Here is a 24,038-nt window from a genome sequence, read left to right as displayed (position 1 = left end):
GTTGTTTTTTTGTTCTATATTCAGGCTTGCAGCGAACGAATGTATTCGACGATCGTCAACAGACCTTTATCGAAATTCTCCAGATTGAAATGCTCGTTCGGTGCGTGCAGATTCTCATCTGGCAGACCGAAACCCATCAGTACAACTGGTGCGGACAAAGCCCGTGCGAAGGTCTCAACGATGGGAATGGAGCCACCATCCTTGGTAAAGATGGCCCGTCTGCCGTAGACCCGCTCGAACGCATCTGCCGCCTGCTGCAGGAAAGGCTGATCCGGATCAATGTTGAAGGCACGGGCCTTCTCCTTCTGGCGAACATCAATGCGAGCACCAGTAGGTACATGCGAATTCAAATGCCGCTCGATCTTGTCCAGGATGTCCTGTGGGTCCTGATTCGCTACCAGTCGGCAGGTAATCTTCGCATGAGCTTCCTTAGGAATGACCGTCTTGCTGCCTTCGCCCTGAAAGCCACCGTATACACCATTCAGCTCCAGAGTTGGACGTACACCGACACGCTCCACGAAGTTAAAGCCCTCTTCGCCATATAGACTCTCCAGACCGAGACCCTGGCGTAGCTTCTCTTCGTCCAGATCCATCTTCTCCAGCTCCGTCTTCATGGCTGGGGAGAGAGGCTCAACGTCATCGTAGAAGCCATCCACACCGACACGTCCTTGCTCATCATGCAGGGTAGCTAATAGCGTGACCATGGCATGAAGTGCGTTCGGCACTCCACCACCATAGCTGCCGGAATGTAGATCTGTATTGGCTGTGTACAGGGACAGCTCCATGGAGCATAGTCCGCGCAGCCCTGTGCAGATCGCTGGTTTGCCTTTCTCGATCAGGGAGGTATCGGAGACCAGCACTGCATCCGCAGACAGCTTGGTTGCAGCTTCTGAAGTATTGAGGAATTTTAACAGATTAGGGCTACCAATCTCTTCTTCACCCTCTATGCAGAACTTGATATTGACCGGAAGCTTGCCGTCTTCACGGAGAATGGCCTCGATCGCTTTGACGTGCATGAAGATCTGTCCCTTATCATCTGTTGCTCCGCGTGCATACAGCTTGCCGTCACGCTCCGTCGGCTCGAACGGAGGTGTCTCCCATAGATGGAGTGGATCGACGGGCTGCACATCATAGTGCCCATAGACTAGCAAGGTGGGCTTCCCTGGGGCATGCAGATGATCCGCATATACGATGGGATGGCCAGCTGTCTCAATGATCTCGATATGCTCAAGACCTGCTGCCTTCAGGTGATCAGCCAGCCATGATGCTGCTCTGTTCACGTCTTGTTTGTGATTGCTTAGTGCAGAAATACTGGGGATGGTCAGCCATTCCTTCAGCTCTGACAGGTGCTGCTCCCGATGGTCTGCAAAATATGTAGTATAGATGTTGGAACTCATCTACTTAGGACCTCCTTCAATCTTTTCTTTCCATAATCTGTCCCTGTCTATTGTACACGTTTTGAAGGTAAAACGGAAAGAACGACACAAAAGGTTCTTCTGCGCAGGTCAGAGTGTATTGCAGACCCGGAGAAGAACCTTCTTTGATGAAGCTTGATCATCGTCTCAATCAAATTCCTGTGACGCTATCTACCCTGCTGTTCTCTATTCATTTGAATCAATGCGGAACTTCTCGACCTGTGTACGTAACTGCTCTGCCAGGTGTGTCAGATCCGCAGCAGACGAGCCGATCTCTTCCATAGAAGCTAGCTGCTGCTGAGCTGCAGCAGAGACGGTCTCGGTATTTGCGGCTGCCTCCTGGGCTAGACGAGAGATATCAGCCATGGCTTCGGCTGCCCTATTGGCTCCTGCTGTTACCTCCTCGGAGGAACGTGTGATGGTATCCAGCTGCTTGGCGGTCTTGGCCACATTCCGACGAATACGAGAGAAGGAGCGTCCTGACAGATCAATGGAGGCAATTCCCTCCTGAACTCTTGCCTTCACCGTGTCCATAGATTGATGAGCTTGGTTCACGCTTTCCTGAATGCTGGAGATCTGATCCCGAATCTGCTGCGCAGATGCAGAGGAGTTCGCCGCGAGCTTGCCGACTTCCGTAGCTACTACGGCAAAGCCCTTGCCTTGCTCTCCAGCTCGTGCCGCTTCAATGGAGGCATTCAAGGCCAGCAGGTTGGTCTGCTTGGCAATCTCGGAGATCAATGTGATGATACTGCCGATGTGCCCGGAACGTTCATTTAGCGTGTTGATTACGCTATCCAGCTCCTCGACGATGGCTTGAATGCCGTCAATGTGCATGATACTGGTCCCGATATGCTCACTACCCTGATCCGAGGCCACGATAGCTTGCTCAGATAGCTCGGACATCTGGATAATCAGCTCGGTCATCGCGTGTGACTTGCCAGCAATGACTTGCATGCTGTCCTGACCTTCCTGCACCCGCATGGCTTGCTGCTCTGTTCCTGAAGCCACATCCTGCATGGCTACCGTGACATGCTCTATCGCACTCGTTGTCTGCTGAGCGCCAGCTGCCAGCTGCTGGGCGGAGGAGGACAGATTGACGGTCATGTCCTGAATGCCGCCTACCATACCTCTCAGATTGTCCACCATAGTCTGGAAGTGACTGGCGAGCACGCCTACTTCATCGCGGCTATCAATCCGGACCTGGCTAGCCAGGTCTCCCTGACTGATGCTCTCGGCAGACCGACCGAGACGGTGGAGTGGTCGCAGCAGGGAACGGACGATAATGACCGCAGCCACACCAACCAGCAAGGCCGATACGACCATTACAATGACAATGAAGTTCAAGAGCGGCCTTACAGCTGCCTGAATCTCGGCGGTGTCAAGGCTTCCGGCGATCTTCCAGCCAGACAGCTCATTCGTCGTAAAGCTCATCTCTCTACTGCTATCAACGTCTGTGTAGGAGAATAGCCCCTCTGAGGCACCAAACAATTGATCAACCCATGCACCTTCCGGCTGGTCTGCACTGGCCAGTGTCGGGTGTACAACAACCTTATGCGTGTTATCCAAAATCAGGACGTAGCCCTCTTGCCCAATCTTCATGTTCGTCATGGCTTGCAGTGCGCTAAGATCCAGGGATAGTCCCACAACGCCACTTCCATCTGGTAATGTTCGGGAAATGAACACGACAGGGACCTGCTGCGAATTCAGCTCTACAGGCGTCATAACGGTTTGACCAGGATTGCTCATCGCGAGCTTGTACCATGGTCTCTCACGAGGGTCATAATTGCTGGAGGTAAGGGGACGTCCTGGCGCAATCCGACCATCTGGAGTAGCCAGATACATGTTCAGAACGTCACCATGTGTATTCAAATAGGTATCCAGTACATTAAGAATACCGGAGTCTTCCGGCTCCATAGTCATGTCTGGACTGAACACGGTTGCATAATATTCAATGTCTTTCATCTTAACGCTAAGTGTCTGGGTGACAGCCATATCGGCTGCATTAGTGCCTGCTTGTGCACTATTCAATAACTCATTACGAATCTGATCTCCAGCAGCCAGATATGAAAACACACCAATGATAGACGTGGGGACAAGCAAGCAAAAAAGAAATGCTGCGATTAATTTTTTTCGAAGCGTCAAGAATCCAAGTTTCATTCCAATCCCCCGGCTTTCTGCACGAACTGCACCCATCGGTTAATGGAGCATCTGCTTGATATAACGCATATGCGGGCTATTTACATGAAATACCGCAGCATGCTGATACTATATATATCGGCCACTTCCGGGGGAAAAGAGAGAGGGGATTCTAAGGAAATAACTTGAAGCTTAAAAGAGGCTCATCTGCTCCGGGTCTTCTCCATCCTCAGATGCCAGACGAACAGGCAGGGGCTTCGGATTCATGCCCAGTAGCATCATCAACTGCTTAGCATTAGCCGCAGCGTGCCCACCTGAGTTGTTGTTGAAGATGACGCATACTTCCTTACACTGCTGCTGCAGCTCCAGAATGATGTGCTTCCAGTCGGTGAGCTCCTGCTCATTATAATTATAGAGGTATCGTACCTCACGCCAGTTCGGAGCATCACTCTGATTCCAGCCGCTGACATTGCGTCCATGCAGCCTGACGAGTGTCAGCTCCGGGTGAGTGGCCTTGGGGACGATGGGGATCGATCCCCATCCGGCCTGCGGCTCGTCACACACACTATGCATCCACTGCTCACGGGATAGGAAGGCCAGTGTCCGTTCACAGAATTCGTCCGCGTACCAGCTCTGATGACGGAACTCGACGATACAGGGAATATCCTTCATCCGACTACGGGTATCACGTAGAATCTGTACATTTTCAAAGGTGCAATCGAACCATGGTGGGTATTGGAACAAGACTGCCTTGAGCTTGCCAGCCTCTACCATGGGGGCTATGGACTGTAAGAAGGCGTGATACATATCCTCTTCGGAGATGAAATAAGGTATCTTGCCTCGTGTATGTCCGGTCATTCCCTGATACGCCTTCACGATGAAGGAGAAGCCATCTGGCGTCTCCGCTGCCCATTTTGCCATTCGTTCCGCTGGTTGTACCGCATAGAAGGAGCTGTCCAATTCAACGATGGGAAAATGCGTCCCGTACACATAGAGCTTGGCTGAGGGCTTAGTGCCGTAGGGTTCTAGGCTTTCGTGGTCCCCCCATCCGGTTAATCCGACATGAATCATTCGTAGCACCTCATTTGTCATGAATTATGCAACATGTAATTATTGTAGCATGTGATACAATATCAGAGAATTTTACAGGCCAAATGGAATGTCAGTAGCTAGATAGACTTGTATTTGGGGGGATAGAAATCATGACAGAATGGTATAAGGACAGCTTCGGAGAAGATTATCTGATTGTATATAAGCATCGTGATGTAGCCGGAGCGAACCGTGAGGTCCATCAAATGATATCCTGGTTGGACCTTCCGAAGGGAGCCCGTGTGCTGGATCTGTGCTGTGGCATGGGAAGACACTCCATCGTGCTTGCCCAGATGGGCTATAAGGTGACAGGAGTCGACCTGTCCAAGGTACTTTTGCAAGAAGCATCTCATCTTGATGAGCAGGAACAGGTAGAGTGGGTGTGTGCAGATATGAGAAATCTTCCATTAGAAGGCGGGTATGATGCGGTAGTGAACCTCTTTACTTCGTTCGGGTATTTCCGGGATGATCAGGAGCAGGAGAAGGTATTGCATGAGATTCGCCGAATATTGAAGCCAGACGGACGATTCATCATTGATTATATGAACCCGTCCTATGTCATTCGTCATTTGGTGCCGCATTCTGTCCGATCCATAGAGGGGCTGCAGATTGAAGAGCACCGCAAGGTGGAGGACGGATATGTCAGTAAGCAGATCACGCTGCGCCCCATGAAGGATGGTCAAGGGGACGTGCGGACTCACCAAGAGCGTGTCAAGCTGTATACCTATGAAGAATTCATGCAAATGCTGCAGGAGGCAGGGCTTCATGTTCAGCAAGTGCATGGGAGCTATCAGGAGGACAAATATGATGAGCAGAATTCTCCCCGCATGATCTTTGTAGGTTACCGGAAGGAGTAGTACGAAGGAGAAGCTACATAGAAGCTATACATAAATGGCGACAAAGACAAGCTGGTGCCAAAAGAAGGAGTGTTGGACCTCATGAAATTGCCAGAGCTTACTTATTGGGATGAGGATGATCTGATTCAGGCGAAAATAACGATGGCGTTCCCCCTGCGCTGGGTGAATAGTTATATTCTTCGAGACAGAGAGGGTGTGACTATTATCGATCCTGGTCCCCACACGGAGCTGGCTGAGCAGGAGTGGAAGTGGTTGCTTGAGCAGTTATCCCTGTCCTTTAAGCAGATTAAAGGTATTGTGGCCACTCACCATCATCCTGATCATTATGGAATGACAGGCTGGTTACAGGAGCGAAGTGGTGCGCCGGTCTACATGTCCCAAAGAAGTCAGGAGGAAGCGAGGAGAATGTGGGGAGCCTCTGCGAACATGATTCAACAGCTGCCTGGGCTGTATGCCAGACATGGCATGACAGCGACGTGGCTCGAGGCTCTGCCTGCACATATGCAGGAGGGGGAGCAGCAGGTGACGCCCCAACCGGAAGTAACCCTGCTGGATGAGCGGCAGAGCTTCAACATGGGAGGTCAATCCTGGCAGATGATCCAGACCGGCGGACATGCTGCTGGCCATCTGTCCTTTTATCAGCCGGAGCGGCGTACGATGCTATGTGGAGATGCGGTGCTACCGCAGATTTCACCCAATATCAGCTATGTGCCAGGTGGTGAGACGAATCCTTTACAGCAGTATATGGATGGGTTAAGGGAGCTCGGAAAGTATGAGGTAACGAAGGCCTACCCAGGCCATAGGAACCCTTTTTCTAATTTTCAAGATCGAACGTGGATCTTGCTATCCCATCATGAGGAGCGGCTGAACCGCTTGGAGGAGTTGCTCGTTGCAGGACCGACGACAGCCTTCCAGCTCTGCATTCAGCTGTTCAGTCAGAAGCTGACACCTCATCAGATGCGCTTCGCCATGTCAGAGACACTGGCGCATCTGTTCGAGTTGATTCGGCGTGGGCGGGCAACGCAAAAAGGGGGAGAAGAGGCGGAAGAGGTACTGTTCCACCACTCAACGTCCCCGTGGTCAGTCAACTCGTAGCTTGATCGAATCTGAGGTCGGATGGATGGTTTGGAGAGCATCCGTCGTTAGCGGGAATCGGGAAGCCCTAGAGATACGGAGTGCCTGCCTTTAAGCTTGCTGCTCATAGTTTTTGAGCCTCGGTCGACAGAACAGCAAGCTTAAGTGATCGACAGGGCTCCCCGTCTGTAGCCTCTCTACACCTACAAGTGAAACTGACGAAGCTACTACTTACTACTCATGAATAAATTTATTATGAGAACTTTAAAGGGAGCGGGAAAAGACATGGAAGCTATCCCGCTTCTCCCAGCCGTGGGACAGCCAGAAGCGCTCTCCCTGCTCGTTGCCGCTAATGACGAAAATGTGGCATTTCTCAATGCCTTCCTGTCGTAGGGCCTGCAAGGCGTGCTCGACCAAATGCTCACCGATGCCGCGCCCTCGCCAAGCAGAGTCGACCGCCAGATGATACAAGAAGCCACGGCGTCCATCATGCCCGGCCAGCACGGTCCCTGCAATACCATTGCCGATATCACATACGAAGCTGCAGCCGGGGTTGTGATTCAGATAACGCTCAATCTGTTCACGTGAATCTGCCTCGCTGACAGCTAGTCCCTCCATATGCTCCCACAGGCTGAACGCCTGTTCATAATCCTCTATTGTCATGGGACGAATGCTCCATGAGACCTTCATGTCACTTTTGCCACTTATGCTATTCATTCCACTTACGTTACTTGGCTTACTCAATAGTACCCTCTCACTCTCCATTTCAACTAAGGCCCTCTATTTTACAGGTACATTTCCCAACGTTATTAATCATCCTTCAGCGAGCGGATTCATATCTTAGCGCCCATAGGGTCCATGCGATCGGGACGTGATTAAGGAGCGATGTTGTCTCCGAGCGTATCTTCACCAAGCTCCCGCTCCCGCTCTGCTTGCTTGCGGTGGGCAATGCGACTACTTGCGGAGGCAGCAATCGCGCCAACGATATCGTCCAGGAAGGTATGAATCGGGAGGCTCGACTTATCGTTCAGACGCTCCAGCACCCCTGGCTTCAGCTTGTCCACGTATCCATAGTTCGTGAAGCCGATGCTTCCATATACATTGACGATGGAAAAGGCGAGAATCTCATCTACTCCGTACAAGCCTTCATCATTCTCAATCATTTCCTGAAGGGGAGAGATCAAGGCACCTTGCTCTGCAAGTATATCGAGCTGAATGCCAGTCAGTACAGCATTCTGCACCTCACGTTTGGCAAGTACCTGCTCTACATTGTGAATGCATTCCTCCATCGTAAGGGTGGGGTAATACTTTTGCTGGAGCAGCATGACCAGCTCTGCAATTTCGCTAATCATGACACCGCGCTTGTGTAGCCACTCTCGGGTAGCATCGGCGACCTTCTTGCTGTTCAGACTATACGGAACCTTTTCTTCCTTCATCATGAAGCACCCTCTCTCAGCCGTTCTTGTCGTATGATTATTTCCTGAATCAGAGATTTCTAGCGAGCTCTGCATGAAGAATTTGCTGGTTATTTTTTGCATACAGGCTCGTATACATATTAGTACAATCTCCAGCCTGTTCACAATGCTAGCTATGGTTTTGTTTACGGGAACATCACTACGAAAAGTCCGTAATCATTGGCGGATGTGAGTATGGCTGCAATTACTAGGTTAGGGAGGGCTAACACTTATGAAGGGTAAAAGAGCTATTAGATTAGTTCCGGCTGTTGGCATGCTTATGGTGCCATTGCTGCTGGCTGGATGCGGTCTATTCAATTCTTCTGCACAATCCATTGATCCACCGCCAGCTTCGGTGGAAGAAGCGATGCTGAAGGCAGCATCAGGAGAGAGTGTACCGACTGGAGATCGACTGGAGGCTGTCTATTTGTCGGATCAGAATGGTCTGCTAGCTCCAGTATCACTTCCGATTGCACCTGGAGATTCGGCAGCGAATGCGAAAACTTCACTTGAAATGCTCGTTAAAGGCGGACCATTCTCAGGCATTATCCCTGAGGGATTTCAGGGAATTCTCCCGCAGGGGACCGAGGTGGAAAGCGTAAGTATTGATCAGGATAGTAAGGTTGCTGTGGTGGAATTCAACCCCTCGTTCCTTGACTATCCCGCACAGGATGAACGCAAAATACTGGAAGCCCTGACATGGACTTTAACGGAGCGTCCGGATGTACAGAGTGTGCAGATATGGGTGGATGGCCGCAAACTGAATGAGATGCCAGTCAATGGGACACCGACCGACCGTCTGTTGACAAGAGCTTTGGGGATTAATCTGGAGCTTGGAAACGGAGTGTCCGCAATGTCTTCCAGCCCTGTAACGGTCTATTTCTCCGCTGCTTCTCCTGCAGGCGTGGCCTACTATGTGCCTGTTACGAGGCTCGTTCAGTCTGGTCCTGACAAGCTAAGCTCTGCCCTGACTGAGCTTATTCATGGTCCTCAGTCCAAGCAAGGACTCAATCAGGTGCTGACTGGCCAGACGAAGCTGGAATCCGTCAAGAAGACAGAGGATGGGGTGGTCAGTGTCGCGATTACAGACGATATGTTCGAGCATGGCGAGATCGTCCCAGCGGAATTCCTGCAATCCATCGTGCTTACCGCAGCAGATAATGCCGGTGGAACAGCGAAGATCCGCATTGAGCTGAATGGGCAAAAGACAGTCATGGGCGAGGATAATCAAAATTACGGTTTACCTGTGGCAAGGCCTGAACATATTAATGAAATTCCAATCTAGAGCGATCACGGAGCGTTCCTGTTTTTGGATTTTTACAATTCCTCTGTTAGAATAGAGTGAACATGCAGGACGCAAACGATGTAGGAGGAAAACATGAGATCTAATGGACGCAGCAACAGTGATGAGCTAAGGCCAATGAAGTTGACCACAGGTGTGAACAAATATGCGGAAGGCTCCGTATATATTGAAATGGGAGATACGAAGGTGATGTGTACTGCCAGTGTAGAAGAGCGGGTACCTCCCTTCATGAAGGGGCAAGGCAAGGGCTGGATCAATGCAGAATATTCGATGCTGCCTAGAGCAACACACACCCGTAACCAGCGTGAGGCAGCTCGAGGCAAGCTGGGAGGACGCACGATGGAGATTCAGCGTCTGATCGGCAGAGCACTACGCTCAGTCGTCGACTTACAGGCGCTTGGGGAGCGCACAATCACGTTGGACTGTGATGTTATACAGGCAGATGGCGGTACGAGAACCACTTCCATTACAGGTGCCTTTGTGGCGCTGTCCATCGCTGTCGATAAGATTGCGCAGCAGCACAAGCTTCAGGTATTTCCGATTACGGACTTCCTGGCCTCAGTGAGCGTGGGGGTAGCCGGCGGTAACACAGTACTTGATCTTAATTATGATGAGGATTCCAAAGCGAAGGTCGATATGAATCTGGTCATGACGGGTAGCGGCAAATTCGTAGAGCTGCAAGGCACTGGAGAGGACAGCCCATTCGATCGCAAGGAGCTGGAAGAGATGCTGACGCTCGGCGAGAATGGCATTCTGCAGCTAATTGAGCGCCAGAAGGAAGTACTGGGGCCAATCGCACTGAAGATTGGGAGTCGCCAAGCCGGGGTGAATGCTTAATGAGCAGTCAGAAGGATATCGTTATTGTCGCCACGAAAAACAAGGGCAAGGTACGCGAGTTCGCCCATGCGCTGGCCCCTTTTAACAAAGAGGTTAAGAGCATGTTTGATTACCCGGATCTGCCTGAGGTGGTGGAGGATGGCGCGACTTTTTCTGATAATGCCCTGAAGAAGGCCAGAACAGTAGGGGATGCTTTGGGACTGCCCGTTCTGGCTGATGATTCCGGTCTTTGTGTGGATTTGCTGGATGGAGCGCCAGGTGTATATTCTGCACGCTTTGCTGGCGAGAATGCCACGGATGAGGGTAACATCGAGAAGCTACTGGAGCTGCTGGAAGGAGCGCAGCAGGGAGATGATACGGGACAACCGTTATTGAGTCCTGCCCGCTTCATCTGCTCGCTCGTCCTGTATGATCCGCATACAGGACGTACGCTGGAGGCTTCTGGGGAAGCCGAGGGCTGGATTACCGCGGAGAGAGCCGGGAATGGCGGCTTCGGTTATGATCCTGTATTCTACGTGCCAGCCTACGAGAAGACTATGGCCGAGCTAACGATGGAGGAGAAGCAGTCGATCAGTCACCGCGGGGCAGCGCTGCGCTCTTTGGTTCAACAGTTGGGTAGTCACGAGCTGTAAAGTACCGAGGATGGTTGGACGGTTCGCCCTAGCGTAAGGAACAGATTACATGTGAGTATAGAGCCGTTATCTGCTAACTCATGCGCTCCACAGATCACGAAGAATTACAAGAGGTAAGATCAAGGAGCCGGGATAATTACAGGATATCGTGAAATAAGGAAGCAGGCAGCTCGAATATGACGGGCTGCCTGCTTATTTTATATAACTAGATAGAGAGCCAAAAGATAGAGAGCCGAAAGAAATCTGGATAGAGGGCCAAAAGAAAACTGGGGATAACAGCGATCGGAAGGTTGTTCTGTTATCAACGAATAGCGACCTTATACGTGCGAAGCCAATAGTTGACTTGAGTCAGGTAGGCGAATAGCTGCGGACCTGACATGAGCTGACCGAACCAAGGCAGATTGGATGAGGCTTCAGGCGAAGCTGCAATTTCCCGTATCCGGGCTGCATCAATCAGTGGCAGAATGGGAGAGGACGGATCATCCAGCATATCCAATGCCTGCTTGCGCACTTCATGAAGATAAGCGGGATTGTGCGTCTTGGGATAGGGGCTCTTTTTGCGATATAGCACATCATCAGGCAAAACACCTTCTAGCGCCTTGCGCAAGATACCTTTCTCACGATTGCCCGTCACCTTGATCTCCCACGGAATATTCCATACATATTGCACGAGACGATGATCACAGTAAGGGACACGCACCTCCAGGCCTACGCCCATGCTCATTCGGTCCTTGCGATCCAGCAATGTGGGCATGAAGCGTGTAATGTTGAGATAGGACATCACCCGCATCTGTGCGGCTTTACCTGTCTCTCCCTGCAGACGGGGAACCTCTCCGACAGCTTCGCTATAACGATCCTGCAAATACTCCAGTGGCTTGATCCAGTCCCTGATCTCGGGGGAGAGCAGATTAGCCCGTAGCTCTGGAGCTACTGCCCACGGGAAGGTACCTGCATTCAACATTTCCTCCCGATGGAACCAGGGGTAGCCTCCAAAGACCTCATCAGCAGCCTCGCCGGAAATGGCCACGGTCGCTCCCTTTTTGATTTCTCGGCAAAACAGATATAAAGAGGAGTCCACATCTGCCATTCCTGGCAGATCCCTCGTGCGAGTCGAATATTCCAAAGCCTCTACAACCTCGGGGGTGTCAAATTCAATCCAGTGATGCTGGGTGTTCAAATCCTCAACCATACGCTGTATCCATGGTGCATCTGCTCCAGGCTGGAAGGAATGGGCTTTGAAGTGCTTATCATTATCGACGTAATCGACGGAATACGTGTGAATCTGTCCTTGTCCTGTTCGATTATAATAGCGTACTGCAAGTGAGGATAGGGCACTTGAATCCAGTCCTCCTGACAGCAGGGAGCAGACCGGAACATCCGAGGCCAACTGCCGTTCCACCGTATCCTGCAGAAGCTCTTTTACCTTGGCAGCGGTGTCCTCCACATTGTCTTCGTGGGCGGCGCTTTCCAGCTTCCAGTAGGTACGAATTCGGCTTCCATTACGGTCGTAGGTCAGCGTCTGTCCTGGTCTAAGCTCCTTAATGGAGGCATATACCCCATGACCGGGGGTTCTTGCCGGGCCAACAATAAAAATCTCCGCAAGACCGTCTGCATGCACGACAGCCTCTACATCAGGATGCTGAAGCAAAGCCTTGGGCTCTGATCCGAAAATGAAAGCATCCTTGGTCTCGCTATAGAAAAAAGGCTTTACCCCCAGTCGGTCCCTGGCCATAAAGACCTGTTCTTCCTTGCCATCCCATATCGCAAATGCAAAGATTCCGTTCAACCGGTCTACGCAGTCTGGCCCCCATTCCATATAAGCAACGAGCAGAACCTCGGTATCACATTGTGTCGTAAACGAGTGACCTCTCTGCTGCAGCTCCAGCTTAAGCTCTGGCGCATTATAAATCTCCCCGTTATAGACGATCGTATACGTAGTGTCCTCACGCTTGCGGATCATGGGCTGTGCGCCGTTCTCAGGGTCCATGACGCTTAGTCTCCGGTGACCAAAGGCACAGGGATTGGAGATCCAGGTGCCCGATGCATCCGGTCCACGGCTCACGAGCGTGTTCGTCATTTGCAGGAGCAGATTGGATTGTCGGGTGAGATCTGTATTCCACTGTATGAATCCAGTAATTCCGCACATGTAGATTCATCCCTTCCTTGTCATAGTTCATCCAGTGTCTGGTTTTTGACATCGAGAGTATAAACAAGGATATGCCGAATCAGGGCATAAAATGTCTGTCCGCTTCGAAAACTACATATGATCCGGGGGACTGCAAGCACCCAGTACCCTCAGGAAGGAGGATGCCAAATGTATTACATTAAGGATGCCAAGATCAGAAGATATACGGAAATCAATGGGATGCGCTGTGCCGAGATTGAGGTGGAGCCAGGAGCCGCAGATGACCCTTCTTTGCTCGTGTACGTTGCTCCCGCCGCAGACGGCCATCAGTATCAATTGCTTCGCATTGTACGTAATGATGCTGATCTGGAGCTCGACTGGTACGATAACAATCTTCATTCTGCCTTTGAGGATGCGACAGAGCAAGCCTTTACGGATTCAACCTTAACTACAGCTGGCGAGGAACGTGGCAAATTCACCTCTGAGCTAGTAGGGTTCGGAAAGCTGGAGGCAGAGCTGTCGGAGGAGTTCGGTGCTCGTTAGCAAGTCCATGCATGACGCGACATACCTTGTAGGCCAAGCACTATAAGGAGCATTAGGGCCGTAATGGAAAGGAGGGGGATTATGAACGTTAAGGATAACTATAAGAAGAACAAAGGCAACAATTATTCGCATGACTCTGAGTATGCAGAAAAAGTCCTTGATCAGAACGTAAAGCATCCATCTGGAAAGAATCCATGGCGTACAGGAAATAAGTAGCCCTGCTTGTGAAAAATAGTCGTCTACTTGATGTGGGCGGCTATATTTTTATGTGAACATTAGTGGCTGATTATTAATTTAAGAAAAAAGACTTTCCATAGACCTCCAATCTGTGCTATAATCAAAAACGCACTAAATACATAATTTTAAAGTGTCCCAGTAGCTCAGCAGGATAGAGCAACGGCCTTCTAAGCCGTCGGTCGGGGGTTCGAATCCCTCCTGGGACGTACAGTTAAGAAGCACTCCACTAGGAGTGCTTCTTTTACGTCAGTGGAAGAGAACTCCTTGAGGGGGGCGTCGGAGCATAAGCTTCGTTAGCACTACTTCGCAGTCGGCTCGATTTATGAGCCGTATCCCTCCTGGGACGTACAGTTAAGAAGCACTCCACTAGGAGTGCTTTTTTACGTCAGTGGAAGAGAACCCCTTGTAAGGACATTAGCGTGGCTTAACAGCCGTTATTCGAAGCCGCTTGTAATCCGCATACCAGTTCCCATCCTGGAACAGTTCGGTACGGCATGCAGCGGCTATTTTACTGTAGATTTCTTGTCTTTCTGGTTCTGTAAAAGTTGAGAAGTAGGGCTTTCCTGCAAAGGCCTCCAGCCAAATGTGAAGTCCCTGCTCCCCGCATTCGAGCATAGTTGGACGATCATAGTGGACAGCAGACAGCACACGGAACCCTTGCTTCTCCAACAGAGAACTGTAAGCACCAAGCGTTGGGAAGTACCAGGGATGAAGGTTGTTACCATCAACCCCATAATCAGCGCTTAAGACCTGATGAATGGCATTAACGACTTGCTGCACATTGCCGTGACCACCGAATTCCAGCACCAGCCGTCCTCCCGGCTTAAGTGCTTGCCACATGCAAGATACGACCTCCGCAGCCTCGGTGACCCAGTGCAGAGCCGCGTTGGAGAAGATCGCATCCAGCGGCTCAGGGACGGCAAAGCTTGCCGCGTCTCCTTGCATAAAAGCTAGAGCGGGATATTTGTGCTGTGCCTTCTCGATCATTTCAGGTGACATATCTATGCCAATAACTCGTGCACCAGTCTCCGAAATAGCATGGCATAGATCGCCAGTGCCGCATCCCAGATCAAGAATGAGCTCTCCCGTCTGAGGAGCAAGCACCTCAACCAATCCCTTGCCATATTGAGTTACAAAGGCTAACTGCTGATCGTAGGTATCTGGATTCCAAGCATTTGAAGACATCAGGGCCATCTCCTTCATCATATCATCTGTAGTTATGAAGCTATTGTTGCACAGAAAGGCACCTGTATAGAAATATTGGAAAACTACCACGTTAATAGGCAAAACCTATCACTAAACAAATGTTTATTAATTTATAAGTATATTACGTGGATAGAATCAGGATTAAGCTCTCGCAATGCCTTTACTGGATCTGACTTCAGGTGTGGTGATTTGGACAGTGAATATTTACAATTAATTATTTTTTATATTAGAATAGTCCTATTACAGTACTGTACGAAGAAAGGATTATCAATGACGGAATGTAACATTACAGACAGCCAATTAAAGCAATTTGCCATTGGTTTGCACGAAATGAATATGATTTACGAAGATTATGCAAAGTCAGTTAATCTTCCATATACCAGTCTACAAATACTCAATCTCATCACGCAGATCGAAAACTGCACACAAAAAAATATCTGTGAACAAACCTTTTTGCCGAAACAAACTGTGAATACAGTCATTACCAACTTTTATAAAAAAGGAATGATTGAATTAAGGGAAATACCAAATAATCGAAGAGCTAAAACAATTCATTTAACAAAGTCGGGGGAAGAATTTGCTAATTCAATAATTCCTCAAATAAGAGAAGCAGAACGCAGTGCTATTGCAGAGCTAACACCCGAACAACGAGAAGCTTTCCTAGAGGGAATGCAACTATATTGTGATACATTCCGCAAGATAATGAAAACGGGGAAAAGCATAAATTAATTTAAGTAAAATTTGGAGGTTAATACAGCATGATAAGAAAACTAAATAAAGATGATATTGATCAAGTTACACAAATTTGGCTTGAAGTTAATACTAGAACTCATAATTTTATCCCAGAAAGATATTGGACAGAACAATTTAATGCTGTAAAAGAAATACTACCTCAATCAGAGGTATATGTTTATGAACAAGGTGATGAAATACTTGGATTTGTAGGTCTTTCAAATAATTATATTGCAGGTATTTTTGTTTCTACCATTTCACAATCTAAGGGAATTGGAAGGGAATTGTTGAATTATGCCAAATCTATCAAAACAGAGCTGTCCTTGAGTGTGTATCAAAAAAATGAGCGTGCTATAAAATTTTATCAAAGAGAAAGTTTTATAATAGAGGCTGAAAAAATAGATGAGAACACAGGAGAACAGGAATTTTTGATGTTATGGGAACGATAAACATATATAAACTGAATTTAACAAAATCAACTTCTCCAATTGTGATAATATTACAGAAAGTGAATGTAGTGAAAAAATCAACAGTGTATACATAGAAGGGAGAACGCTTGCTATGAAATTCAGAACGTTGGGCACGACCGGGTTGAAGACCTCTGTCATTGGAGTAGGGACCTGGCAATTCGGTGGTGAATGGGGATTGACGTATACGCAGGATGAAGTGGACCGCATACTGGATAAGGCTGCTGAATTGGATATCAATCTAATTGATACGGCGGAATGCTATGGCGATCATTTGTCTGAATCGTTCATTGGTGATTATCTTAGTCGGCGTGAACGTGAACGCTGGATCGTGGCCACCAAATTCGGTCATCATTTTCATGGATTGTTCGAACGAACAGATCAATTCTCGGCTGAAGCAGTGCTTGCACAGTTGGATCAATCATTAAAGGCGCTTCGAACAGAGTATATTGATATTTACCAATTTCATTCCGGGCCGGATACCAGCTTTGACAATGATAAGCTATGGACTATGCTGGACAAGCAGGTGGAGGCTGGGAAAATCAGGCATCTGGGCATCTCCATCGGGAGCAATGCGAACATTCATCAGACCTCGCAGGCCAGTGATCTGAAAGCGGAGGTTATTCAAGTGGTGTATAATCGCCTGGATCGAGTGCCTGAGGAAGAGGTGTTCCCTTCCTGCGAAGAGCAGAAGCTCGGTGTGCTGGCACGAGTGCCGCTGGCAAGTGGGTATCTAAGTGGTAAATATAAGCCGGGAGCGGCCTTTGGTGAAAATGATGTCCGTCATAAGCATGACGTACAGCAGCGGGACGAGCGACTGGCACAGGTGGAGCAGATTCAGCGTGAGGAAGTACCAGCAGGCGTACCGATGGCAGAGTGGGCACTGGCCTGGTGCTTGCAGCATCCGGCTGTGACGGCTGTTATTCCAGGTTGCAAGACTCCTGAGCAGGTTGAGTCCAATGCGGCTGCTGCCTCGCTTGCACTGGTAAATGACGAGCATCCACAGGCTGTGAAGTCCTGAATGTACTAAATGTCGAATATGCTGTTCGATGTATATTTTTTTAGAGTAGAAGAGGCGCTCTCATTATGGAGGGTGTCTTTTTATTTCGAGGAACATAATCCCTCGTCTCTTAAATATTTAAAATAATTGAATTATATAAAGAATTTTTAGAAATCAAGTGTTAAAATAACTCGAATGATACATTGTGGAAATAAATGAATGTTATTTCTATTAACAACGTGATGTGTCACCGTATCCGAAACGTATATATAACTCAAATCAGGATTCAGTGGTACCAAGCAAGGTCGTATTCCTGATGTTGAACATTATTCTATAAATAGAGGTGATTAGAGTGAGTACACCCAAAAAGCGCATCCAATTAATCGATGCATTGCGCGGATTCAGTCTGGCCGGGATCGTGTTAGCGAATATACTGGCATTTCAATATGGGGTGTTCGGCCAGAGTACACCGCAATTATTCGGGATAGTCGGAGCTGAGCGGGCATTGCACTCGCTCCTCCTTATCGCTGTGGTGGGAAGTTTTATGCCGATCTTTGCATTTATGTTTGGCTTCGGCATGATTAAGTTGTCAGAAAGTCTACAATCACGAGAGCTGCGCCCAAAGTGCCATCTGGCTCGCCGCTTCCTAATGTTGTTTGGCATCGGTATGCTGCATATGACCTTTCTGTGGGAAGGGGACATTCTGATGTTTTACGGGGTCCTTGGCTTCTTCTTGCTGATGTTCCTCAACAGGAAGCCGAGAACGCTGCTAATCTGGGCGGTACTGCTGCTCGCCGGGTCAGGCTTGTTTGGTCTTCTTGCCTTCAATCCACTGGATCCGCTGGCCCATACACCGTCCACGCATATGGAAAATTATATTCTACAGAGTAAAGATGTCTACGGCAGTGGCAGCTATGCAGAGATCAGAAATTTCATGAACAACGCCGATCCATTCGGCGGGGACTTCGATGAGACGTTAGCCCTGTTGATTTTGGTGTCTGTTCCGCTGTTGCTGGTGCCGATGTTTCTGCTCGGTATGCGCGCCGCCAGAGTGGGTACGTTTGACGATCCTGAGGCAATGCGGCATACGTATCTGCGTCGGGCCGTGATTCTGATTCCGGTCAGCTTACTGCTCAAAGCATACGGTGTATTGGCGCCACAACTCAGTGTAGGAGGATGGCCCGGTATGGGCATCGGTGGGGCACTCGGAGGAACGTTACTTGCGCTTGGGTATATTTATGCATTTGCGTGGCTTTATGTGGGGCGCAACCATGCGAGGCTGATCAGCAGATTCGAGGCGGTTGGTCGACTCTCGTTGACGAATTACTTGATGCAAAGTGTGATTTGCACAATGATTTTTTACGGATATGGCTTGGGATTATTTGGCCGTGCTGGTGTGTTCATCGGGGCTGTTATTGCGCTTGCTGTCTACGGCTTTCAATTGTGGTTCAGCCCGCTCTATTTAAAGAAGTTTAGCAATGGACCGTTCGAGCATGTCCTACGGATCTGGACGTAACTGTCCTGGAAAGGGCAGCCGAAAAAGAAAAGAAGAGCGCAGCAAATGGCCACAGAAAATGCACCCGGCGTCAACTGAGTTGTTAAGTAACTCTAGTCACAGAACACAAAGAAGCCGTCTGCCATATGAAAGACGGCTCAAAAATCGAGCCGACTGCGAAGTAATGCTACCGAAGCCTATGCTCCGACGCCCCCTCTGAAGGGGTTCTCATCCCCAGACGCAAAAAAAGCACTCCAAGCGGAGTGCTTCTTGTATTACGTCCCAGGAGGGATACGGCTCAAAAATCGAGCCGACTGCGAAGTAATGCTACCGAAGCCTATGCTCCGACGCCCCCTCTGAAGGGGTTCTCATCCCCAGACGTAAAAGAAGCACTCCTAGTGGAGTGCTTCTTAACTGTACGTCCCAGGAGGGATTCGAACCCCCGACCGACGGCTTAGAAGGCCGTTGCTCTATCCAGCTGAGCTACTGGGACATAAAATTCAAGCGAATATTAATGTACCATATATCCGATACAAGTTCAAGTTTTATTTTCTAACAATTTCTAAAGTAAGCAATACAGGTTTTTTCGTTTTCGAAATAGGGTATGTTAGAATCATATAGGTTTCTATTAAAAACACGCTATTGGACTTCAACTGTTGTTTCCCAGTATAATCTACAATCATTTGGGCATTTGAGCTTTTGGAGGAGAGGGGGGAATATTATAAAGGACTCCAAGGTATCCACAGAAGATAACAATATTATCCTGTTCCCGAAGACGCTGGATTATTACCAGATTCAACTGACCGTGATGCTTGAGAACGAGCGATATCAGGAAGCCATGGGGTTGCTGCGCTTTTTGTTGAAATGTCAGGGACAGAATCCGAAGCATTACGAAGAATGGGATGCACTTTTGCAATGGCTGGAAGCGGCTTTTCCGCAAGGAACTGTACATACCGAGCTGTCTGAGAATCGTACGGATGATGAGGGAGACGTCAGTGAAGAGGAGTTGGCAAGACGGCAGGCGCACCTGAAGCTTCAGCAGGATTCGGGATATGGCGACAAGCTCCTTCGCATGGTCATGGAGGAGCCATTGTCCGAGCAGACGATGCTGGCACTGGAGCAACTATCTTATCTTGAGCAACCTGAAATTGATGAGGCCTTGATGCAATGGCTTGAGGAGAAGCCGATGCATCCCTTGCTGCAGTTCCGAGTGCTGCAGACGCTGCGCAAGCGGGGCGTGGATGGCACGATTCGCTTCAAACGGGATGGATCGGCAGCAGAGATTGACATGGATACAGTGCCACTGCAGCCGGATGATTTTCCACAACCGATTATTCGTATTCTGGAACGTGTGGCGGATCAGACGGAGGTGCATGAACCGACACTGTTTTACTTTGCACAGGAATTGTGGTCTCAATTTGTCATGGCAGTGTATGGAACGGACGATTATCGGTCAATGCTGAGTGAAGACGACAGTATGATGGATATTTGGGCGGCAGCACTGCATCAGACCGTATCAGAGAGCCTGACAGGGGCAAAGGACGAGGAAGAGACAAGAAGTCTCTACGGCATTACCGATTCCATGCGCTTCAGGTATGAGCAGGCGTATCGATCGATGAAGCATTTTGTATCTGTTGGCATGCAAACTCCGTAGCCTCGGGAACCATTTCCACTCCCTGCCATCAGGGTTGCCCTTGAAAAAGTTTTCAAAGTTGTATATACTATGATGGAAATTTTGTGCGTATTTTTAGCGTGAATTCAAGTTAAGATATTGTTGGAGGGGAAAGCATAAAATGAAAGCAACTTGGGAGAAAATAGACAAGAACGTAGGCGTTCTTGAGGTTGAAGTGGAAGCGGAACGTGTCTCCGCAGCGCTTGACAAAGCTTTTAATAAAGTAGTGAAACAAGTAAACGTACCAGGATTCCGTAAAGGTAAAGTACCACGTCCAATTTTCGAAAAACGCTTTGGTGTGGAAAGCCTTTACCAAGATGCAATCGACATTCTGCTGCCAGAAGCTTACGGCGAAGCAGTGAATGAGACGGATATCTTCCCGGTAGATCGTCCAGACGTAGATATCGAGCAATTCAACAAAGGCGAAACTTTCAAGTTCAAAGCGAAAGTGACTGTGAAGCCTGAAGTTGAGCTGGGCGAGTACAAAGGCGTTGAAGTGCCTGTAGCCAAATCCGAAGTAACGGATGAGGAAGTTACAGCTGAACTGGAGCGTCTGCAGCAGCGTCATGCTGAACTGATCGTGGTAGAAGAAGAGGCTGCTCAAGCCGGCGATACAGCTGTGTTGGACTTCGACGGTTATGTAGACGGCGAGCAATTTGAAGGCGGACAAGCTGAACGCTATTCTCTGGAGCTCGGATCCGGTACCTTCATCCCAGGCTTTGAAGATCAAGTCATCGGCATGAACACTGGTGATTTCAAGGATGTTGAAGTAACCTTCCCTGAGAACTACCACTCTGCTGAGCTGGCTGGCAAAGCAGCGGTATTCAAAGTGAAAATTCATGAGATCAAGCGCAAGCAACTGCCTGCTCTGGATGATGAATTCGCGAAAGATGTCAGCGAGTTCGATACTTTGGCTGAGTACAAAGAAGATCTCAAGAAACAACTTCAAGAGCGTAAAGACAACGAAGCTAAAGCAGCACGTGAAAATGCTGTAGTAGAAAAAGTTGGCGAGAACGCAACAATCGACATTCCAGAAGCCATGATCAACAGCGAAGTTGAGAACATGATGCGTGATTTCGACAACCGTCTTCGCAATCAAGGCATGAACATTGACATGTTCCTGAGCTTCTCCGGCCAGACTCGTGAGGATCTGCAAGGACAAATGCGTGATGACGCTGCTAAGCGCGTACGCAACAACCTGGTGCTGGAGCAAGTAGCCAAAGCCGAGAATGTTGAAGTAAGCGAAGAAGAAGTGAACGAAGAACTGCAAAAAATGGCTGACACTTACAAGCGTTCTGTTGAAGAGATTCGCGGAATCCTTGAAGGTAATGGTTCCATCAGCAATCTTCGTGAAGAAATCTCCCTTCGCAAAACAATCGCTCTGCTGGTAGACAGCAGCAAAGAAGTAGAAGCTCCAGCGGCTGAGTAAGCTTATCGGCAAAGGGAGATTCACCGAATTACATGACAAATTACTATTGGGTGAGGTATACTCCGCTCCTAATAGTGAATGATACAGAAATAGGGCACGCAGTTAATCAACTCGTGCCTTATTTTTAACTTATGGCATCCAAACCCTGGCAGTTCAGGAGGCAAATAGTACCTGATACTACTTGGGGATTCCTTATGACGGAGTGCAAGATCCGCGGGGATTCAGAGCCTGCATCTGTTGTACATAGGTTCCATTTTGACGTGTTATCGCCATTACGAAGTACATATACTGATTCAGAGCCTTGCTAATCGGGCTGCCTGAATGCCATTTGCACTGCACATATGAAACATGTTTAAATATGATAAGGTCTGCAATATGACATTGGACCTGTAACATGTTAAAATACGTTTAGGTAAAATTCTGTTTCGGTTTTGCCGATTTTCATTTTACCAATGGAAAAGAGGTTGGTCACAATGAGTCTCGTACCTATGGTTGTTGAGCAAACGAATCGAGGAGAAAGATCCTACGATATTTACTCCCGCTTGCTTAAAGATCGCATTATTTTTCTGAGCAGCGCAATTGACGATGATGTTGCCAATCTCGTTATAGCACAGCTTCTGTTTCTGGCTGCGGATGATCCTGAGAAGGATATCAGCTTGTATATCAATTCGCCCGGCGGTTCTGTAACAGCCGGTATGGGTATATATGATACAATGCAAATCATCAAGCCTGACGTATCAACCATTTGTGTAGGTATGGCTGCAAGCATGGGCTCTTTGCTGCTCACGGCCGGCGCGCCTGGCAAGAGATACGCTCTCACCAACAGTGAGGTTATGATTCATCAGCCGCTTGGTGGCATCCAAGGGCAAGCATCCGATATACAGATTCACGCTGACTGGATTATCAAGACACGCCAGAAGCTTAATCAGATTTATGTGGAGCGGACAGGTCAGCCCCTGGAAAAAATCGAACGGGATACAGACCGCGACTTTTTCATGGATGCCGAAGAAGCTAAAGCATACGGGATCATAGACCAAGTGCTTACCAAGCCGACCAATTTGTAAAGGGGTGGTTACATGTTCAAATTTAACGATGAGAAAGGGCAACTGAAGTGCTCCTTCTGCGGAAAATCACAAGAGCAGGTGCGCAAGCTGGTTGCGGGACCTGGAGTCTATATATGCGATGAGTGTATTGAATTATGTACGGAGATCGTGGAGGAAGAGCTGGGTCACGAGGAAGAGCTTGACCTGAAGGACATTCCAAAGCCACTTGAGATTCGCGCAATTCTGGATCAATATGTCATCGGGCAGGATCAAGCTAAGAAATCCCTGTCTGTTGCCGTATATAATCACTACAAACGGATCAATACACAGAGCAAAGCCGATGATGTTGAGCTGACGAAGAGTAATATTCTGATGTTGGGACCAACAGGTTCAGGTAAGACTTTGCTAGCACAGACGATGGCCAAGATTCTGAATGTGCCATTCGCCATTGCCGATGCAACGTCCCTGACGGAAGCAGGCTATGTCGGTGAGGATGTAGAGAACATTCTGCTGAAGCTCATTCAGGCAGCGGATTACGATGTAGAAAAGGCCGAACGCGGTATTATCTACATTGATGAGATCGATAAGGTTGCTCGCAAGTCCGAGAATCCTTCCATTACAAGAGATGTATCCGGGGAAGGTGTTCAGCAGGCTTTGCTGAAGATTCTCGAAGGTACAGTAGCTTCTGTTCCTCCGCAAGGTGGACGTAAGCATCCGCATCAAGAATTTATTCAAATCGATACCACGAACATCCTGTTCATTTGTGGTGGTGCATTCGACGGCCTGGAGCAAATGATCAAACGCCGGATTGGCAAAAAGGTCATCGGTTTCAATGCTTCGGCAGACCAGAAAGATTTGAAACCAGGTGAATATCTGCAAATGGTACTACCTGAGGATCTGCTCAAGTTCGGTCTAATCCCTGAATTTGTAGGTCGTCTGCCAGTGATTTCTACGCTGGAGCCGCTTGATGAGAATACACTGGTACGTATTCTGTCGGAGCCTAAGAACGCGCTGACAAAGCAATATCAGAAGCTGCTGGAAATGGACAATGTCACGCTGGAGTTCCAGCAGGACGCACTGGAGGCCATTGCCAAAGAAGCAATCAAGCGTAATACCGGTGCTCGTGGTCTGCGTGCGATTATTGAAGGCATTATGCTGGATGTCATGTACGAGGTACCGTCCCGTGATGACGTTACTACTTGCATCATTAACGAGAAAGTCGTTCAGGATAAAATGGCTCCCGAGCTTCGTGGTGCCGACAAAGATAAAACACAAGAAGAGAGCGCCTAAGA

22 protein-coding genes and 2 tRNA genes are annotated in these 24,038 nt (G+C 48.8%); 16 read left to right on the top strand and 8 right to left on the bottom strand.

What is annotated here, in order from left to right:
• Nucleotides 1–20 precede the first annotated feature (20 nt).
• The 3 genes from MKX74_RS21790 to MKX74_RS21780 form a co-directional block, all read right to left on the bottom strand.
• Nucleotides 21–1,397, bottom strand: a complete 1,377-nt coding sequence (locus MKX74_RS21790) for a dipeptidase (protein WP_341179813.1) — start codon at nucleotides 1,395–1,397, stop codon at nucleotides 21–23.
• A gap of 204 nt (nucleotides 1,398–1,601) precedes the next feature.
• Nucleotides 1,602–3,572, bottom strand: a complete 1,971-nt coding sequence (locus tag MKX74_RS21785; protein WP_341179812.1) for a methyl-accepting chemotaxis protein — start codon at nucleotides 3,570–3,572, stop codon at nucleotides 1,602–1,604.
• Nucleotides 3,573–3,743: 171 nt separating this feature from the next.
• Nucleotides 3,744–4,622 carry a DUF72 domain-containing protein gene (locus MKX74_RS21780; RefSeq protein ID WP_341180635.1) on the bottom strand — a complete coding sequence of 293 codons (879 nt, stop codon included), beginning with the start codon at nucleotides 4,620–4,622 and terminating at the stop codon, nucleotides 3,744–3,746.
• 131 nt (nucleotides 4,623–4,753) lie between these two features.
• Here MKX74_RS21780 and MKX74_RS21775 point away from each other — a divergent pair, with 131 nt between their 5' ends.
• A complete protein-coding gene (locus MKX74_RS21775) occupies nucleotides 4,754–5,497 on the top strand; it encodes a class I SAM-dependent methyltransferase (protein ID WP_018885453.1) in 744 nt (247 codons plus the stop codon).
• A gap of 81 nt (nucleotides 5,498–5,578) precedes the next feature.
• Nucleotides 5,579–6,592: an MBL fold metallo-hydrolase gene (locus tag MKX74_RS21770; protein WP_341179811.1), complete on the top strand. Its 1,014-nt coding sequence runs from the start codon at nucleotides 5,579–5,581 to the stop codon at nucleotides 6,590–6,592.
• Nucleotides 6,593–6,835: 243 nt separating this feature from the next.
• Here the strand turns inward: MKX74_RS21770 and MKX74_RS21765 are convergent, their stop codons facing one another.
• Nucleotides 6,836–7,261 (bottom strand): GNAT family N-acetyltransferase, encoded by a 426-nt coding sequence (locus MKX74_RS21765; RefSeq protein ID WP_341179810.1) that lies wholly within the window; start codon nucleotides 7,259–7,261, stop codon nucleotides 6,836–6,838.
• Nucleotides 7,262–7,446: 185 nt separating this feature from the next.
• Nucleotides 7,447–8,007: a phosphatidylglycerophosphatase A family protein gene (locus tag MKX74_RS21760; RefSeq protein ID WP_026281161.1), complete on the bottom strand. Its 561-nt coding sequence runs from the start codon at nucleotides 8,005–8,007 to the stop codon at nucleotides 7,447–7,449.
• 250 nt (nucleotides 8,008–8,257) lie between these two features.
• On the opposite strand from MKX74_RS21760, the gene MKX74_RS21755 reads away from it, so the two are divergent.
• The 3 genes from MKX74_RS21755 to MKX74_RS21745 all read left to right on the top strand — a co-directional run bounded on the left by MKX74_RS21755 (nucleotide 8,258) and on the right by MKX74_RS21745 (nucleotide 10,797).
• Entirely contained in the window at nucleotides 8,258–9,310 is a 1,053-nt protein-coding gene (locus tag MKX74_RS21755; RefSeq protein WP_025676513.1) for a GerMN domain-containing protein, read from the top strand.
• Nucleotides 9,311–9,403: 93 nt separating this feature from the next.
• Entirely contained in the window at nucleotides 9,404–10,165 is a 762-nt protein-coding gene (gene rph, locus MKX74_RS21750) for a ribonuclease PH (protein WP_018885448.1), read from the top strand.
• A complete protein-coding gene (locus tag MKX74_RS21745; protein ID WP_341179809.1) occupies nucleotides 10,165–10,797 on the top strand; it encodes an XTP/dITP diphosphatase in 633 nt (210 codons plus the stop codon). The genes rph and MKX74_RS21745 overlap by 1 nt, the downstream gene beginning before the upstream one ends.
• A gap of 301 nt (nucleotides 10,798–11,098) precedes the next feature.
• Here MKX74_RS21745 and asnB read toward each other — a convergent pair whose 3' ends face one another.
• Complete coding sequence (gene asnB, locus MKX74_RS21740) at nucleotides 11,099–12,943, bottom strand: asparagine synthase (glutamine-hydrolyzing) (RefSeq protein ID WP_018885446.1); 1,845 nt, start codon at nucleotides 12,941–12,943, stop codon at nucleotides 11,099–11,101.
• A gap of 168 nt (nucleotides 12,944–13,111) precedes the next feature.
• On the opposite strand from asnB, the gene MKX74_RS21735 reads away from it, so the two are divergent.
• The 3 genes from MKX74_RS21735 to MKX74_RS21725 all read left to right on the top strand — a co-directional run bounded on the left by MKX74_RS21735 (nucleotide 13,112) and on the right by MKX74_RS21725 (nucleotide 13,908).
• Nucleotides 13,112–13,465 (top strand): hypothetical protein, encoded by a 354-nt coding sequence (locus MKX74_RS21735; RefSeq protein ID WP_018885445.1) that lies wholly within the window; start codon nucleotides 13,112–13,114, stop codon nucleotides 13,463–13,465.
• Between the two features lie 81 nt (nucleotides 13,466–13,546).
• A complete protein-coding gene (locus MKX74_RS21730) occupies nucleotides 13,547–13,681 on the top strand; it encodes a hypothetical protein (protein ID WP_018885444.1) in 135 nt (44 codons plus the stop codon).
• Nucleotides 13,682–13,834: 153 nt separating this feature from the next.
• A tRNA-Arg gene (locus tag MKX74_RS21725) sits at nucleotides 13,835–13,908 on the top strand.
• A 208-nt stretch (nucleotides 13,909–14,116) separates the two neighbouring features.
• Here MKX74_RS21725 and MKX74_RS21720 read toward each other — a convergent pair.
• Nucleotides 14,117–14,887, bottom strand: a complete 771-nt coding sequence (locus MKX74_RS21720; RefSeq protein WP_341179808.1) for a methyltransferase domain-containing protein — start codon at nucleotides 14,885–14,887, stop codon at nucleotides 14,117–14,119.
• Nucleotides 14,888–15,097: 210 nt separating this feature from the next.
• On the opposite strand from MKX74_RS21720, the gene MKX74_RS21715 reads away from it, so the two are divergent.
• The 4 genes from MKX74_RS21715 (at nucleotide 15,098) to MKX74_RS21700 (ending at nucleotide 18,623) form a co-directional block, all read left to right on the top strand.
• Nucleotides 15,098–15,637 carry a MarR family winged helix-turn-helix transcriptional regulator gene (locus tag MKX74_RS21715; protein WP_341179807.1) on the top strand — a complete coding sequence of 180 codons (540 nt, stop codon included), beginning with the start codon at nucleotides 15,098–15,100 and terminating at the stop codon, nucleotides 15,635–15,637.
• Between the two features lie 29 nt (nucleotides 15,638–15,666).
• On the top strand, nucleotides 15,667–16,089 hold the full coding sequence (locus MKX74_RS21710) for a GNAT family N-acetyltransferase (RefSeq protein ID WP_341179806.1): 423 nt from the start codon (nucleotides 15,667–15,669) through the stop codon (nucleotides 16,087–16,089).
• Between the two features lie 112 nt (nucleotides 16,090–16,201).
• Nucleotides 16,202–17,128 carry an aldo/keto reductase gene (locus tag MKX74_RS21705; protein WP_341179805.1) on the top strand — a complete coding sequence of 309 codons (927 nt, stop codon included), beginning with the start codon at nucleotides 16,202–16,204 and terminating at the stop codon, nucleotides 17,126–17,128.
• Between the two features lie 331 nt (nucleotides 17,129–17,459).
• Nucleotides 17,460–18,623: a DUF418 domain-containing protein gene (locus MKX74_RS21700; RefSeq protein ID WP_341179804.1), complete on the top strand. Its 1,164-nt coding sequence runs from the start codon at nucleotides 17,460–17,462 to the stop codon at nucleotides 18,621–18,623.
• 398 nt (nucleotides 18,624–19,021) lie between these two features.
• On the opposite strand, the gene MKX74_RS21695 is transcribed toward MKX74_RS21700, so the two are convergent.
• Nucleotides 19,022–19,095 (bottom strand) — tRNA-Arg (locus MKX74_RS21695).
• A 315-nt stretch (nucleotides 19,096–19,410) separates the two neighbouring features.
• Between MKX74_RS21695 and MKX74_RS21690 the strand changes: the two genes are divergently transcribed.
• The 4 genes from MKX74_RS21690 (at nucleotide 19,411) to clpX (ending at nucleotide 24,036) form a co-directional block, all read left to right on the top strand.
• Entirely contained in the window at nucleotides 19,411–20,256 is an 846-nt protein-coding gene (locus tag MKX74_RS21690; protein WP_033413012.1) for a hypothetical protein, read from the top strand.
• Between the two features lie 139 nt (nucleotides 20,257–20,395).
• Nucleotides 20,396–21,703 carry a trigger factor gene (gene tig / locus MKX74_RS21685; RefSeq protein WP_028591810.1) on the top strand — a complete coding sequence of 436 codons (1,308 nt, stop codon included), beginning with the start codon at nucleotides 20,396–20,398 and terminating at the stop codon, nucleotides 21,701–21,703.
• Between the two features lie 473 nt (nucleotides 21,704–22,176).
• The gene (gene clpP, locus MKX74_RS21680; RefSeq protein ID WP_018885436.1) at nucleotides 22,177–22,767 is read left to right on the top strand and encodes an ATP-dependent Clp endopeptidase proteolytic subunit ClpP; all 591 of its coding nucleotides are present in this window, start codon (nucleotides 22,177–22,179) and stop codon (nucleotides 22,765–22,767) included.
• A 12-nt stretch (nucleotides 22,768–22,779) separates the two neighbouring features.
• Complete coding sequence (gene clpX / locus MKX74_RS21675) at nucleotides 22,780–24,036, top strand: ATP-dependent protease ATP-binding subunit ClpX (RefSeq protein ID WP_018885435.1); 1,257 nt, start codon at nucleotides 22,780–22,782, stop codon at nucleotides 24,034–24,036.
• Nucleotides 24,037–24,038 lie beyond the last annotated feature (2 nt).

The organism is Paenibacillus sp. FSL K6-1230, assembly GCF_038002385.1.
In the GTDB taxonomy this organism is placed as follows: domain Bacteria; phylum Bacillota; class Bacilli; order Paenibacillales; family Paenibacillaceae; genus Paenibacillus; species Paenibacillus massiliensis.
This window is presented reverse-complemented; position numbering and strand designations above follow the sequence as displayed.